Consider the following 14,352-nt stretch of genomic DNA (forward strand, 5'->3'; position numbering starts at 1 on the left):
CCATTCTGGTTGCATAACCTTCTTGCCCAAATAAGGCGAGAGGTAACGTGCCTCGAATAATAGTAAGAATACCATTCCCTGCGCCGTATAAAGCCGCACCAAGCAAAGCTAAGACATATCCATCAACGAATAAAAAAAAGAGACCAAAGAAGCTAATCAATCCCCCCAAACGACTCGACCAACTTGGGTGTAAGTTTTTAAACAAAGAGAACTCAAGCAGTCTCGCTATAATCTGCGCGGGACCAATCATCATCCCAATCGCAAGGGCTGTTGATACACTAAAACCAGTGGTTTTTAGCATAGATAATAGATGAACTGAAACTGTCGCCACAACAAAAGATTGTACCGTCAAAATAACAGCTACCAACATAAAGAGTCGATTACCTTCTTTGTGTACCGTGGTTTGGCTATTGAGTTCTTTAGCATGAGCTTCCGTGCTTTGCTCTTCTCTAGGAAGTAAAAAATAATGCAACGGTAGACCTAGAAGTAGATGAAACAATGCCAGAATAAAACAACTGATTCTCCAACCGTATAAGCCTTCTAAAAATACGATTAGCGCCCAACCGATGGTGCTGGCTAAACCGCCTAATAATGTCACACCAACAATCGCCGTTTTTGCATCTTTACCAAGTAATCGGCACAATGTTGAAAATGCAGCATCATACAGGCCAAATGCCATACCAATACCGAGCATTGTCCACGCAAAATAATAAATAAGTAGATGAGTAGAAAGCCCTAAACATATCAGCCCGACAGCAAAGAATATTGAACCAATAGACAGTGCTTTTCTTCCACCAAATTGCTCGATAAACCGTCCAACTTTTGGAGAGCAAATACCTGTAACAATAAATCCCCAAGACAATCCTGCAATCACTAAAGTTAGAGACCATCCTGTGTCTTTGGCAATAAGATTAGCCAGTACTGCGGGTAGATAAAATGTGGAACTCCACGCAAGAATTTGCGTGAAGCCCATAACAGCAATGAGTTTGTATTTTTTTGAATGAAGTGACATCACAATAAAGAAGTATCCATAAGGTATTGAGGGGCAACGCAAATCTGTTTATACACTGCCTTAAATGCATAGCTCTTAAACATTAGCCAAATAAGCAGCTATTTGATCTACCGTTGCTCTTGCTGTTCTAGAAACCCCAATCAGTGTAGCGGATGCCATGCCTGTCCATTCCCCATAGCCAACCAACCAAAGGTTATTTACTTTTATTGAGCGTCCATCATTCACAGCAACCGTCTGATCAGGTTCCACAACATCCAGACTTCTTAAGTGATTCAGTGAAGCCTTGAATCCTGTACACCAAATTACAGCATCTACTGCTTGTGTTGAACCATCAGCCCACACAACTGAATGCTCTTCAAATGCAGTAAAAGGTTCTCGGCTATGTAATACGCCACGTTCGCGGGCCTCTTTGACACTGTCTATCATGACAATATCACCCAGACCTCCAACGTGTTGATCAATCACACGACCTTCCTGTTGAGCTTTTAAACGTTCAGTTGCCCGAAGAAATAAAACACGCCCATCAACATCATCCGATAAAAACTGAGGTGGTGTTACTGTGACCCAAGTTGTATCTGCAACTTTTGAGACTTCGGCAAGAATTTGTGCCCCTGAGTTACCACCACCAACTATAATCACTTTTTTATTGATAAAAGGCTCTGGATTTACATAATGAGCTGAATGCGTTTGTAATCCTTCAAATCGTTCATGTCCTTCATAATGCGGAATATAAGGCTGACTCCATGTCCCTGTAGCACTGACCACCGCTTTAGCTCGCCAATATTGATCGCCAGCATACACATCTAAACAGTCATCTTTTTGTTCGATATGATCGACATGAACTGGTCGAATAATCGGAAATTGATAGCGTTGCTCGTATGCAGACAAGTAGTCAATCACTTCATTTCGCGTTGGGTAGTTTTGTTCAGTTGTTGGCATCATCCAACCTGACAACGAACTCCAAGTATTTGGAGAAAAAAGACGAAGAGATTCCCAAGCATGTGACCATGCACCGCCCGCCTGAGATTGGTCATCTAAAATAATAAATGGAATTTTCTTACGTTTGAGGAAATAAGCTGTGGCAAGGGCTGCCTGACCACCACCAATAATGACTACATCAACTTCAGCTTGTAATTGAGTCAAAGCTTCTCTCCTATTCTTTATTGTCATAATCAAAATAACGCCCAGTCTGCTCAACAGACTGGGCATATTTCATACAATTTTCAAGCGTTTAAATGAGCCTTTCAATTACTCAATTGATCAAGATACTTTTCAGCATCTAAAGCAGCCATACAGCCTGAGCCTGCCGAGGTAATTGCTTGACGATAAATGCTATCAGCAACGTCACCCGCAGCAAATACACCTGCCACAGAGGTTGCTGTTGCATTTCCAGAAGTGCCACTTTGTACTTGAATGTAGCCATCACGTAGGTTAAGTTGACCGTCAAACATGCCTGTATTCGGTTTGTGACCAATAGCAACAAATAAGCCCTGAACTTCAACATCTTGTGTGCTTCCGTCCGAAGTTGACTTCAAGCGAACTGAAGTAACACCAGTGTTGTCACCCAAAACCTCATCAATTTGATTGTTCCAAAGAATACTAATTTTGCCTTCTTTTACTTTTTCAAATAGATGATCTTGTATAATTTTTTCTGAACGTAAAGTGTCACGACGGTGAACGAGAGTCACGTGAGCCGCAATATTAGATAAATAGAGTGCTTCTTCAACCGCAGTATTACCACCACCGACAACCATAACCTTTTGGTTTTTGTAGAAGAAACCATCACAGGTTGCACATGCACTGACACCTTGACCCATGAATTTAGCTTCAGATTCAAGACCTAAGTATTGTGCTGTCGCACCTGTTGCAATAATCAGTGCATCACAAGTAAATTCTTCCATGTCGCCTTTAAGCACAAATGGACGGACGCTTAAATCAACTTCATTGATGTGGTCATACACAATCTCTGTGCCAAAGCGTTCAGCATGTGCTTGCATACGATCCATTAATGCAGGACCTGTTAAACCTTCAGGATCGCCCGGCCAGTTATCTACCTCAGTGGTCGTTGTTAATTGACCACCAAGTTGTATACCTGCAATCAATGTGGGTTTTAAGTTTGCGCGTGCTGCATATACAGCGGCACTATAACCCGCAGGTCCTGAACCTAAAATCACTAATTTAGAATGTCTCTTTTGCATTTCTGATCACCTAAAGTTTATAAGCTACGTTGATTGACACGCTTAGATAATTCTTCTGCCGACTCTTTTCGCTCTGAATAACGATCTGTGAGGTACTGACTTTGTCCACGAGTGAGCAAGGTAAACTTATATAGTTCTTCCATGACATCGACAATTCGATCATAGAAGGATGAAGGTTTCATTCGTCCATCTTCTTCAAACTCTAAAAAAGCTTTTGGAATAGACGATTGGTTCGGAATAGTGATCATGCGCATCCAACGGCCTAAAATACGCATCTGGTTTAAGCTGTTAAAAGACTGCGAACCGCCACTAACCTGCATCAAAGCCAAAGTCTTTCCTTGCGTTGCACGAATTGCACCACCCGCCAGTGGGATCCAATCAATTTGCGATTTAAAGATTGAACTCATGGAGCCATGACGCTCAGGTGAGCACCACACCATGCCTTCTGCCCAAGCGAGTAAATCATGCAACTCTTTCACCTTTGGATGCTCAGTATCCGCATCTTCTGGCAGAGGCAATCCTTTAGGATGAAAGATTTTCACCTCGGCACCAAACTGCTCCAGAATACGTCCTGCTTCCATCACCGCCAATCGGCTGTATGAGCGCACACGGTTTGAACCATAGAGCAATAAAATACGTGGTGGATGATCTAGCGCTTTGGCCTGTACTTTTTCTAAAGTAGGTTGATCCAAAAGATTCATATCTACATTTGGGAGAGTCATAGAAATTACACCTCTGCTTTAAAAAACTTTTTCCTGAGCCACAATGACACACTAACTAAAGCAATCAACACTGGTACTTCAACCAGTGGACCAATCACCGTGGTAAACGCCACAGGTGAAGCCAAACCAAAGGTTGCAATCGCGACAGCTAAAGCGAGTTCAAAGTTATTTCCCGCAGCAGTAAATGAAATAGCTGTGGTTTTAGGATAGTCGTTCCCCATCCACTTACTCATAAAGAAACTAATGAAAAACATCAAGACAAAGTAAATTGTTAAAGGAATTGCGATACGCAGAACATCCATTGGCAGGCTTACAACGTCACCACCTTTTAGGCTAAACATCGCCACAATCGTGAATAACAAAGCCAACAAACTCAGTGGACTGATCTTAGGTAAGAAGATATTTTGATACCAGTCCAAACCTTTAGCTCGAACTAGAATGAATCGACTCATAAAGCCAAGGAAGAATGGAATACCTAAATATACCAGTACAGCATGGGTAATTGTCCAAAAATCGACATTGATCACTTGCCCAGCAACACCAAAATACGGCGGTAAGAAGGTCAGGAATAACCAAGCATAGGTACTAAAGAATAGAATCTGGAAAATACTGTTAAATGCCACCAATGCCGCAACATATTGGTTATCACCGCACGCTAGGCCATTCCAGACTAAAACCATCGCAATACAGCGCGCCAAACCGATCAGGATTACGCCTGTCATGTATTCGGGATAACTCTGCAAAAATATAATCGCCAATGCAAACATCAAAACAGGTGCAATAAGCCAGTTCTGTACCAAAGACAAAGTTAAGGTTTTTTTGTCTTTAAACACTTGTGGTAGCGTAGCATAGTCCACTTTTGCCAAAGGTGGATACATCATCAAAATCAGGCCAATCGCAATCGGGATATTGACTGAATCCACACTCATTTTATCTAATGCCACTGAGGCTTGGGGAAAGAACACACCGATTGCAATCCCCAACGCCATGGCAATAAAAATCCATAGCGTGAGGTTACGATCTAAAAAAGATAATCTTTGTTGAGCCATGATGATCTCATTCAATATGCGAAATTTGATTGATCGCTGCAATCAACTCAGGACGAGACATATGTGCTGTATCGAGTGCAAATAAAGCATCTAAACGGCGGTTGATATGATCGACTGTCACTTGAAAAGCTTTGAGCTTTTCTTCTTTCGGCAAATCTAAATGTGATGGATCAGCCAAGCCCCAATGTGCTTTGATCGCACCACCTAAATAAAGTGGACACGCTTCTTGTGCTGCTGAATCACAAACAGTAATCACCACGTCAGGTTGATATTGTTCGCAGTCATCAATGGTTTTGCTCCACAATCCATCAGTTGCAAGACCAAGATTTTCTAGAGTTTCAATCGTCAATGGGTGTACCTGTCCCGATGGTTTACTGCCTGCACTATAAGCTTTCCAACCCTCTGGGGCACGGCTGTTAAAAAGAACTTCTGACAGGATGCTACGGCAACTATTTCCAGTACACAAAAAAAGAAATTTCATATTATTTTACTCGCAATAACTATTGATTTGCTGAAATGATGGGGCAACTTTTGGCTGTATATCGGCATTTTTAAGGATGTTTAAGACGTCTATGCACCAAGTGGGTAAATTGGGATTGAGACTGTAATAGACCCATTGCCCTTGACGTCGATCTTGTAAAAGACCAGAAGAGCGTAGTAAGGCTAAATGCCGTGAAATCTTGGGTTGGCTCAACTCTAGTTTTTCAGTCAAGTCGCAAACACACTGTTCATTATTTCCAAGAACCAGCATGACGATATTAAATCGTGTTTGATCAGCCAAACATTTAAAGAAATTGATTTGATCCATATTTTTACTCACTCAAATATACGGATATATCAATATTCACATATATCCATTAAATTTTTATTTCAATCGCTGCCCATTTGCATCAAGTACTTGTTCACCATCTTCTTTAGTGAAAGCACCCTTTTGAGGGTGGGGCAGAATTTCTAAAACTAGTTCTGACGGACGACTTAAACGAGTTCCTAATTTAGTCACCACGAATGGACGGTTAATTAAGATTGGGTACTGAAGCATAAAGTTGAGTATTTGGTCTTCAGTCAAATCTTCCTGATCAATTCCTAAATCTGTATATGGAGCAACATTCTTACGAATAGCCTCTCTCACGGTTAAACCTGCATCCGCAATCATTTGAATCAGTTCATTTTTAGATGGAGGATTTTAAGATACTCAATTACTTCAGGTTCAATGTTGGCATTACGGATTAATGCCAATGTATTACGTGATGTACCACATTCAGGATTGTGATAAATTTTAACATTTGAAGTAGCAGACATTTGCTCAAACTCAACAGGATCTTTGAATATATTTATATACGAATAAACACATATATGCAATTCCATATTTTTTATAAAATCTAGAATTGCATTTTAATTAATTTGTATTAAGATTAAATAAAAGGAAATGGCTATCTTCCTTCAACAAACCGCCACTATCGGCTGATGATACCTACGTTACCCTTATGCAGGGTGCGTAGTTGTGCGCTCTGCTTTTTTCAATGGAGCTGCGCTATGCTGTATCAAATTCTTAAATCAATTTCCTTTAGTTTTTTAGTTTTCTCTGTTTAACTGGCAGGGAAAATCCATGTATATCTCCTTTCTTTCAATAGGTCTTGGTGCTGTTCTAGGTGCTTGGATACGTTGGGGAATTAGTCTTCAATTTAATCAGTATTTCCCAAATATTCCTTTAGGCACAGTTCTAGTGAATCTTGTTGGTGCATTCATTATTGGTTTTGCTGTCACTTTTTTTGCTAGTAGCTCTTTGAATCCTAATTACAAGTTATTTCTCATTACTGGTTTTTGTGGTGCATTAACCACATTTTCAACATTTTCAACATTTTCAACATTTTCAACATTTTCAACATTTTCAACATTTTCAACATTTTCAATCGAAGTTGTTTCTTTACTTCAAAGTGGCAAATTTGAATATGCTATTTTGACAATTACTGTCCACGTTTTAGGTTCATTGCTATTTACTTTGCTTGGCATATTTACCTATCAACTAACGACTTAACATTAGTCAGGAGTAGAATTTAATGAACGGATATTTAGTCACATTTTATACTGAAATGAACCAAAGGTATAAAAATACCCCCATCCATGAATGGCTCTTAGAACTGACAAGAGAGTTAGGATTTAAGGGTGCTACAGTCATTCAAGGGTCAGAAGGCATTGACCATACAGGACGATTACATTCAGCTCATTTTTTTGAATTGGTTGACCAGCCTGTACAAGTCCAACTTGCTCTGAGTGAAGCACAGTCCGAACAATTATTCACACATCTGAATCAAGAAAATATCAGAATTTTCTATGTAAAAACTCCCGTACAATTTGGCACGATTGGTAATTTATAAGGAAAAGAATGATGAGCTATAAAAATGTTCCTGCTGGGATTAATCCACCAGATGACTTCTACAGTATTATTGAGATTCCTCAAAATATTGATCCTGTTAAATATGAAATGAATAAGGAGTTTGATGCCATTTTCATTGACCGTTTTTTAACAACATCCATGTTTTATCCTGCCAATTATGGCTATATTCCAAAAACATTGAGTGAGGATGGCGATCCATTAGATGTATTGGTTATTTCACCATATCCTGTTGCGATTGGTGCAGTGATCAGAAGCAGGCCTGTGGGTGTGATGTATATGGAAGATGAACATGGAATTGACGCTAAAATTATCGCAGTCCCTCATTCCAAGTTATCAAAGCTTTATGATCATATTTTAAATATTGATGATATTGATCAGCTTACTTTGAATCGAATTCAGCATTTCTTTGAACATTATAAGGATCTAGAGGAAGGCAAATGGGTGAAACTCCAAGGTTGGGGGAATGTAGATAAAGCGAGAGAAGAGATCACAGTATCTATCAATGCCTATAAATAACTTCTTTCTGACATCATGATATTCATGATGTCTTCTTGATTTTATTTCTATAATTCTATTTTCCACTTATGAATTATTTCATCGCCACCCTTTAAAAAGTCACCTAATGAAGCTTTAAACGCATAACGTAGAACAATTACATTAAGGCAATCTCCTATTAATCGAGTAGGCATATTCGACACATCGTCCAGATTTATGATCGTTCTTAAATGGCAATCACACAAAAAAGCTTAATCCTTTCTGAATGTTCATGATTTGCGATGACCATATCAGTTAATTTCAGTAGAGAATCCACACCTTTACGATAAGCTTGTTCATGTGGTACTTCAAAGTATGAGGATATTTTTAACAGTGCATTTTCTGAACAAGAAATATTTAAAGTTGAGTTTAATAACACAGTATTCATATTTCTGATTCCTTTTATAACTTATTAAAGTTAAAGGGATAGTTTAAGAATCTATCCCTTTATAAAATTATCGTAGTAACAGGATTGGTTTGCTTGAATTGGAGATGAGTTTAGTCGTTGTACTGCCAATAAAGAATTGACGTATCTTTGAATGACCGTAAGCACCAACAACAATCAAATCGATTTGGTGTTGTTCGGAGTAGTTGATAATCGCCTTTTCAACTTCGCCATCCGAAGTGTTTAGAGTGATATTAAACCCCTGTGATTCAAGCTGTTCTTTTGCCCAATCTATTTGATTTTGCATCTCATTATTGGGATTTCCCACATAAACCAAATGTGCTGCAAGACCTTTAAGGAGGGGGCTTGAGGCAATTCGTTCAACACATTTTCTTGCTGTTGAACTTCCATCAAAAGCAACTAAAAATGATAATGGCTTTTGAAAAAGAGTGGAGGTAATCAACACTGGTTTATGAATAGCACGAACAACACTTTCGATCTGCGACCCAATTTTATCGGAACGGTATTCTGTCTGAGTGCCGTGTTTCCCCATAATCAACACACGAATCTCTTCTTCCAATCCAACAACAGTTTCCAATAAACTGCCATGTCTTTGGAAACTATGAGCATCCAGACAGAACTTTTCAAATACATATTTTTTTGCTTCTCTTAGCAAAACTTTTCCATGCTCAAGTTCAATCTTGCCTTTACGTTCTTCAAGCTCAACCAACTCTTGCAAAAGTGTTTCACGGCTACCCAAACCAATTGCGCCACTCAAGTCTTGAGGTGCTTGTGCTTTGGGTGTATCGATTACATGTAAAAGTTCAAGTGGTGCGTTGAGTTTTTGGCTAAACCACGCTGCATAATCACATACGGTATTAGTACCGAGTGAGCCATCTATACATGCAATTATTTTTGACATTCTTCTAACTCCTTTTAGTGATTACTCAAGCGATCCAACGCATCTGGTTTATCGTGAATACCAAACTTTTCAACCATTGTTTGACTTGCTTCATTCATACCGATTAATTCAACTTCAGTACCTTCACGTTTAAACTTAATAACAACTTTATCAACTGCTGCTACGGCTGAAACATCCCAAAAGTGTGCTTGGCTCACATCAATCACAACTTTTGAAATCGCTTCTTTAAAATCAAAAGCTGCTGTGAATTTATCGGCAGAGCTAAAGAAGACTTGTCCCTTAACAATGTAAGTTCTCGTATTTTCAGCATCATCCAATACAGATTGAACCGCCATATATCGTTCGATTTTGTTGGCAAAGAATAGAGCTGAAAGTAATACACCAATCAGGACTCCGTAAGCTAAGTTATGTGTCGCAACTACGACAATCACAGTAGCAATCATCACGATATTGCTTGAAAGAGGATACTGTCGAATATTTTTAAGAGAGTCCCAGTTAAAAGTTCCAATCGAAACCATGATCATGACCGCAACTAGAGCAGCCATTGGAATGACTTTTAACCAATCACTGATAAAAACCACCATGATCAGCAAAAAAATACCTGCACAGAACGTTGATAATCGGGTACGGCCACCAGATTTTACGTTGATAATCGATTGTCCAATCATGGCACAACCTGCCATACCGCCCATAAATCCTGAAGCAATATTGGCAACCCCTTGACCTTTACACTCACGATTTTTATCACTCGTTGTATCTGTCAAATCATCAACAATCGTCGCTGTCATCATTGACTCAAGTAAACCAACTGCTGCCAATGCGGCTGCATAAGGAAAAATAATTGTTAAGGTTTCGAGGTTTAATGGGATATCAGGTAGTAAAAATACTGGAAGTGTGTCTGGCAATTGTCCCATATCACCTACAGTACGAATATCTAAGCCCAAGAATATTGCTGCAATAGTTAGAACAACAATTGTTACTAAAGGAGAAGGAATTAAAGAACCAATTTTAGGAATTAATGGGAATAAATAAATGATACCCAAACCAACAGCAGTCATTGCATATACATGCCAAGTTACATTGGTTAATTCGGGTAATTGAGCCATGAAAATGAGAATTGCAAGTGCATTCACAAATCCAATTACCACAGATTTAGACACAAATCGCATCAAAGAGCCTAACTTTAGAAAGCCCGCGATAATTTGAATGACACCAGTCAGAATTGTCGCTGCTAACAAATATTCGAGTCCGTGCTCTTTAACGAGTGTCACCATGAGTAAAGCCATAGCACCTGTTGCTGCGGAAATCATTCCTGGTCTTCCACCCACAAACGAGATCACGACTGCAATACAGAAAGATGCATACAACCCAATTTTGGGATCAACACCAGCAATAATTGAAAATGCAATTGCCTCTGGAATAAGTGCTAAAGCAACGACAATACCCGAAAGTACATCACCACGGATATTCGAGAACCATTGTTCTCGTACATTGGAAAACATAGAAATAGCCTATTTTATAGTTTTAGATAAAGGCTAGTGATGTGATATATACATTACACAAGCGACTACACCACATCACTAGACAGTGATGAGTTAATTTTCAATACAGGATGAAAAAAACTAAGGTGGAGTAGTCGTCATATAGAAAATAAGGAAAAATGATATTGGAGTATTAGATACTACATAAAAACTGATCTAAAGTCCATTTTGTATAAAGAAAGTCATGCAATATGAGTAGCTAAAATTAACAATATTAACTGAATCTAATGACGCAATATTGTTAATTCAAAGCCTGCACCGACTGTTGCAAACCTTTTTGAATATCTTGAACATGAGTGAGATCATGCGTTTGCTCATAATCTGTTTTAGATTCATCATTGTAAAATTCCTCAACAATATCTAACCCTTCTTCACCGCCTACCTCAAAGCCGGCATTGCCATAGCCCTGCCTTGCCACATGATCTAACGCCTCCTGATAAAATCCTGCTGCCTTGCTCTGCTGATCAATCTGTTTAGCATTGCTAATCGCTTCCTGCAAATTAACACCCTCCCTTAAAGTTAAATCCACGTAGTAAATCGGAGTTCGGTAGCTTTGCGTGGTACTTTTACCTCTGAGCGTGAGTTGCAATGGCAAACATGAAAGTAAATCACCTGAAGCCGAGCTGTAATAACGTAATCGTGCTGCCAAAGTCCGAATGCTATTAAAACCTGTGGTTCTAAAAATGAAAGTGCCGAATTCATCCGATTCATCTAGGTTGACGTAAAGTCGTCCATAAGGTTTACATAGTCCACCTTGTGCCAAGGGACATAAATCAGGTGATGGACATGGATGCTGTTCAATGCCACTTTGTCCAAGGCGCTGACAGGTTTCTCCATTGCCTGAACAGATTAAGCGTCCTGTTTGTCGATCAAATAAGCTGTACTCTGCCCGTAGATTCAGTTCTGGATCATTGAAGATCATCCGCACTGGAATGCTTCTAAGTTTTTGATTCGATGCTTTAGCTCGTAGTTGTTCATCCAAGGGATGCTTAATCCACCCGTCTTTGCCTTGAATTTGGCTGGTAATAGTAAATTGATCGTCCTTTTCAGGGAGACGTTTTCTGTTCTTTTCTACAATCTTACCAATACTGATACGACCTAAAACGGGTGGTGTAATTGCTAAACCTTTAATCATGTTGATGTCCTCTATATAGGTGTTGAAGTGATGTTTAAATTTTGCGCATAAAAAATCCCATGCCTGTTTGAGGTATGGGATCGGGTTATTTGATGTGGCTTTGGTGATTGATACGTTTATTGAGGAAAATAAATGAAGGAATGTGTATCTGTCCTATCCACCATTCGGGTAAATCTGAAAACGCCGTGTCCCTACTTTGGTTTGTGGGAACTGCTGTAGATATTCAGGGTGTTGTTTCAGTAACGCTTTGCTGTTTAAGGTGGTGGCGTCTTGTGCCTTCTTCCACGTCACTGAACCGCCTGTAAACACCGCACGTTCCGCATCTTTCATCAGCATCTGTATTTGATGTTTTAACTCATCGAAATACTGTTGATGTTGTTCAACCTTATGTCGCTCTTCTAACAGTTGGTTAAAGAGGTAGTTGGCTTGTTCATTTTGACTGAGGTCTTCTACAGTTAATGGAATCTGTTCAGGATAGAGTTGTTGTAAGGCTTTGGCTGCTGAATCAGAGGCATCGACACTCGGTGGAATACCCGATTCAACACATTGCCAGAAGTGACGTTCCGCATTGATGATGTGCTGGATCACGGTTTCATTACGGGTCACTTTATAGATTTTGGTTTCATGTCCACAGATCAAGGCACAGATATGTGCCGCTTGTTTGCCTGTTACAGCGAGTTGATGTTGAACCTGACACAGCACATACAGTGGTACGCCATCTCGCCAGAGTTTTGCGCCATATTCCCCGACGGTTTTACACTCTAATATTTGAACTTCTTCATTGCTGACAATGGCATAGTCTAGATTGGCGAGCATAAAGTGCTTGTCTTCATCAGGGTGTTGTAATACTGCATTGACACGACGGACTTTGTTGTTGGTGTGCATGCTGTAGTATTCCGCCACCAAGGGTTCGAGTTGTTTGCCCCAGTACAACGGTGCATAGCCTGCACTTTCATCCTCAATGTTTTGTTGCATCCGACCAGTTTTGATCATCCATAATTCGAGCATCGACATATAGGGATTCAGTCCACACGCGGTTGCAGCATCACTACTGCCGATGCCCTGTTTACGGATTTCAAGCCATTGTTGATAGTTGAGTTGCTTGGTGTTGGCAAGGCGTTTGGCTGTAGGTGCTTTGGATTTTCTTGATTGTTTATTTTGGGAATGTTGAGCTGAATTACGTTTGGTTCGGGTGCCGACTTCCACCTGTTGAGTGGATGGATTGATATTCGGTGAGTAGGCTAGTATTGGGGGTTGGTTTAATGCATTTTGAATGTGATGATGACTATTCATTGTAACTATTCCTGTATGGGTAAAATTGTAAAAACTAAGTTTTGGGCATAAAAAAACCACATCACGTGTGATGTGGTTTTTTAAATCAATAAAGATTTATCTTTAAAAAATCTCAATAGTTGAACTTAAGGACTTGATAGACTATCGAGCAATTCAGGAGTTAAAGTCGTTAAATGTCTTTGAAAACTGTTTAAGTCCATGCCTGAAATACTAAAGTGATACTCTAATTCTTCACCTTTACTGATAGGTTTGGGTTCTGATATATAGCGCCCAAAGATACTAGGTAAACGCCGTTTCAACTCTTCAGCTAATTTACTATCGTTTACTCGCAACTCAAACTCTGTCTCAGAAACTTTCTGGATAAAGAGATTTCTAGAATACTGCATAATGATTTTAGTTCCTGCTGTCGCTCAGATATCTCCTTTATAATTGAGGGAAAATTCATTTTTTCAATCAAGAATTAAAAATTATTTCAGCTCAGAACTAAAATCTATGTATAAAAAAACCGCATCTGAGGGATGCGGCTAAAGGTGTTGCTGTATGCTTAGTGAAACTGAATTTAGGCAATCATTCTAAGTGCCTGTTCCAAGCCACGTTGTTTAATCGCAGCCCCTGCCCCAAACCATGCTGAATCCAGTCGATGATCGGTACTCATGGCGCGTCTTTCGTGATCGCAGAACTCCGTGATTGAACACAATAAACCATACGCCGTATCTTTGGCTGAACTCAGTTCTGCGCCACGGCCATGCCCGTTAAACATAGTCATGACTTTTGACATGGCACGTCCATTGGGTTCAGTTTTGTTGTCGGATTTGCTAATGCTCGGTGTTACGGGAATAGTTGGTTTTGGTAGTGCTGCATTGCGGTAGTATTGAATGATACTGTCCTCTTGATCTGCCACACTGAGATTGCTGTTGTTAAACACCGCATCAAAGTAAGCGGCTGCTTCCTGTTGAGTCACTTTACGTTGACTCAGTTGTTTCATTTCATACATATGCTCATCCCATGCACGCACTGAAATGCCGAGTTGATGTTTGACTTTCTCTGCATCAAAGCGGGTACTGTGTGGGACTTTGACCACACCTGTGTTATTCGATCCAGCGTTTTGTGCTTTTAGTGCAATCGCAAGCGTGTTGTTACACACCACACGAATAGAGGTGAATTGT

16 protein-coding genes, 2 pseudogenes and 1 riboswitch are annotated in these 14,352 nt (G+C 39.8%); of the genes and pseudogenes, 3 read left to right on the forward strand and 15 right to left on the reverse strand.

Translation table 11 applies throughout. The annotated features are described in order from the left end of the window. From B4237_RS03155 to arsC, 8 genes and pseudogenes are all read right to left on the reverse strand, one after another. The coding region (locus B4237_RS03155; protein ID WP_286941328.1) for an MFS transporter at positions 1–1,012 on the reverse strand (1,012 nt) is incomplete at its 3' end. Between the two features lie 75 nt (positions 1,013–1,087). Beyond that, on the reverse strand, positions 1,088–2,155 hold the full coding sequence (locus B4237_RS03160; RefSeq protein WP_046812910.1) for an ArsO family NAD(P)H-dependent flavin-containing monooxygenase: 1,068 nt from the start codon (positions 2,153–2,155) through the stop codon (positions 1,088–1,090). Between the two features lie 101 nt (positions 2,156–2,256). After that, positions 2,257–3,210: a thioredoxin-disulfide reductase gene (gene trxB / locus B4237_RS03165; protein WP_286941331.1), complete on the reverse strand. Its 954-nt coding sequence runs from the start codon at positions 3,208–3,210 to the stop codon at positions 2,257–2,259. Positions 3,211–3,227: 17 nt separating this feature from the next. After that, a complete protein-coding gene (gene arsH / locus B4237_RS03170; protein ID WP_046812908.1) occupies positions 3,228–3,932 on the reverse strand; it encodes an arsenical resistance protein ArsH in 705 nt (234 codons plus the stop codon). Positions 3,933–3,937: 5 nt separating this feature from the next. Beyond that, complete coding sequence (arsB, locus tag B4237_RS03175) at positions 3,938–4,981, reverse strand: ACR3 family arsenite efflux transporter (RefSeq protein WP_286941334.1); 1,044 nt, start codon at positions 4,979–4,981, stop codon at positions 3,938–3,940. A gap of 7 nt (positions 4,982–4,988) precedes the next feature. Continuing rightward, positions 4,989–5,462 (reverse strand): arsenate reductase ArsC, encoded by a 474-nt coding sequence (locus tag B4237_RS03180; protein WP_286941336.1) that lies wholly within the window; start codon positions 5,460–5,462, stop codon positions 4,989–4,991. A gap of 6 nt (positions 5,463–5,468) precedes the next feature. After that, the gene (locus tag B4237_RS03185; protein ID WP_286941338.1) at positions 5,469–5,789 is read right to left on the reverse strand and encodes a metalloregulator ArsR/SmtB family transcription factor; all 321 of its coding nucleotides are present in this window, start codon (positions 5,787–5,789) and stop codon (positions 5,469–5,471) included. A gap of 57 nt (positions 5,790–5,846) precedes the next feature. Continuing rightward, a pseudogene (gene arsC, locus B4237_RS03190) lies at positions 5,847–6,280 on the reverse strand (arsenate reductase (glutaredoxin)). 114 nt (positions 6,281–6,394) lie between these two features. After that, positions 6,395–6,462, forward strand: a riboswitch (Fluoride riboswitch). A 125-nt stretch (positions 6,463–6,587) separates the two neighbouring features. Here arsC and B4237_RS03195 point away from each other — a divergent pair. Genes B4237_RS03195 through ppa form a run of 3 tightly spaced genes read left to right on the forward strand, consistent with a single transcriptional unit; the run spans position 6,588 to position 7,892 of the window. After that, on the forward strand, positions 6,588–7,016 hold the full coding sequence (locus B4237_RS03195; protein ID WP_286941340.1) for a fluoride efflux transporter CrcB: 429 nt from the start codon (positions 6,588–6,590) through the stop codon (positions 7,014–7,016). Between the two features lie 22 nt (positions 7,017–7,038). Beyond that, the gene (locus B4237_RS03200) at positions 7,039–7,356 is read left to right on the forward strand and encodes a DUF190 domain-containing protein (RefSeq protein ID WP_286941342.1); all 318 of its coding nucleotides are present in this window, start codon (positions 7,039–7,041) and stop codon (positions 7,354–7,356) included. 11 nt (positions 7,357–7,367) lie between these two features. Further along, a complete protein-coding gene (ppa, locus tag B4237_RS03205) occupies positions 7,368–7,892 on the forward strand; it encodes an inorganic diphosphatase (protein WP_286941353.1) in 525 nt (174 codons plus the stop codon). Positions 7,893–8,008: 116 nt separating this feature from the next. Here ppa and B4237_RS03210 read toward each other — a convergent pair. The 7 genes and pseudogenes from B4237_RS03210 to B4237_RS03240 all read right to left on the reverse strand — a co-directional run. Continuing rightward, a pseudogene (locus B4237_RS03210) lies at positions 8,009–8,298 on the reverse strand (hypothetical protein); the annotation flags it as partial. Positions 8,299–8,365: 67 nt separating this feature from the next. Further along, entirely contained in the window at positions 8,366–9,217 is an 852-nt protein-coding gene (locus tag B4237_RS03215; RefSeq protein ID WP_286941345.1) for a universal stress protein, read from the reverse strand. A gap of 14 nt (positions 9,218–9,231) precedes the next feature. Next, positions 9,232–10,719: a SulP family inorganic anion transporter gene (locus tag B4237_RS03220; RefSeq protein WP_286941347.1), complete on the reverse strand. Its 1,488-nt coding sequence runs from the start codon at positions 10,717–10,719 to the stop codon at positions 9,232–9,234. Between the two features lie 280 nt (positions 10,720–10,999). Further along, on the reverse strand, positions 11,000–11,893 hold the full coding sequence (locus tag B4237_RS03225) for a hydrolase or metal-binding protein (protein WP_286941349.1): 894 nt from the start codon (positions 11,891–11,893) through the stop codon (positions 11,000–11,002). A 153-nt stretch (positions 11,894–12,046) separates the two neighbouring features. Continuing rightward, positions 12,047–13,186 (reverse strand): YqaJ viral recombinase family protein, encoded by a 1,140-nt coding sequence (locus tag B4237_RS03230; RefSeq protein ID WP_286941351.1) that lies wholly within the window; start codon positions 13,184–13,186, stop codon positions 12,047–12,049. A 125-nt stretch (positions 13,187–13,311) separates the two neighbouring features. After that, the gene (locus B4237_RS03235; protein ID WP_042892225.1) at positions 13,312–13,572 is read right to left on the reverse strand and encodes a hypothetical protein; all 261 of its coding nucleotides are present in this window, start codon (positions 13,570–13,572) and stop codon (positions 13,312–13,314) included. A 173-nt stretch (positions 13,573–13,745) separates the two neighbouring features. Continuing rightward, on the reverse strand, positions 13,746–14,352 hold a 607-nt coding region (locus tag B4237_RS03240), incomplete at its 5' end, for a DUF932 domain-containing protein (RefSeq protein WP_286941352.1).

The organism is Acinetobacter sp. UBA6526 (assembly GCF_002434875.1).
Classification (GTDB): domain Bacteria; phylum Pseudomonadota; class Gammaproteobacteria; order Pseudomonadales; family Moraxellaceae; genus Acinetobacter; species Acinetobacter venetianus.

What these genes read in the sequence shown, in the direction of transcription:
- arsB (WP_286941334.1), bottom strand. Translation starts at nt 4,981, where the DNA reads ATGGCTCAACAAAGATTATCTTTTTTAGATCGTAACCTCACGCTATGG.
- B4237_RS03220 (WP_286941347.1), bottom strand. Translation starts at nt 10,719, where the DNA reads ATGTTTTCCAATGTACGAGAACAATGGTTCTCGAATATCCGTGGTGAT.
- arsH (WP_046812908.1), bottom strand. Translation starts at nt 3,932, where the DNA reads ATGACTCTCCCAAATGTAGATATGAATCTTTTGGATCAACCTACTTTA.
- B4237_RS03180 (WP_286941336.1), bottom strand. Translation starts at nt 5,462, where the DNA reads ATGAAATTTCTTTTTTTGTGTACTGGAAATAGTTGCCGTAGCATCCTG.
- trxB (WP_286941331.1), bottom strand. Translation starts at nt 3,210, where the DNA reads ATGCAAAAGAGACATTCTAAATTAGTGATTTTAGGTTCAGGACCTGCG.
- B4237_RS03195 (WP_286941340.1), top strand. Translation starts at nt 6,588, where the DNA reads ATGTATATCTCCTTTCTTTCAATAGGTCTTGGTGCTGTTCTAGGTGCT.
- B4237_RS03230 (WP_286941351.1), bottom strand. Translation starts at nt 13,186, where the DNA reads ATGAATAGTCATCATCACATTCAAAATGCATTAAACCAACCCCCAATA.
- B4237_RS03185 (WP_286941338.1), bottom strand. Translation starts at nt 5,789, where the DNA reads ATGGATCAAATCAATTTCTTTAAATGTTTGGCTGATCAAACACGATTT.
- B4237_RS03200 (WP_286941342.1), top strand. Translation starts at nt 7,039, where the DNA reads ATGAACGGATATTTAGTCACATTTTATACTGAAATGAACCAAAGGTAT.
- ppa (WP_286941353.1), top strand. Translation starts at nt 7,368, where the DNA reads ATGAGCTATAAAAATGTTCCTGCTGGGATTAATCCACCAGATGACTTC.
- B4237_RS03225 (WP_286941349.1), bottom strand. Translation starts at nt 11,893, where the DNA reads ATGATTAAAGGTTTAGCAATTACACCACCCGTTTTAGGTCGTATCAGT.
- B4237_RS03235 (WP_042892225.1), bottom strand. Translation starts at nt 13,572, where the DNA reads ATGCAGTATTCTAGAAATCTCTTTATCCAGAAAGTTTCTGAGACAGAG.
- B4237_RS03215 (WP_286941345.1), bottom strand. Translation starts at nt 9,217, where the DNA reads ATGTCAAAAATAATTGCATGTATAGATGGCTCACTCGGTACTAATACC.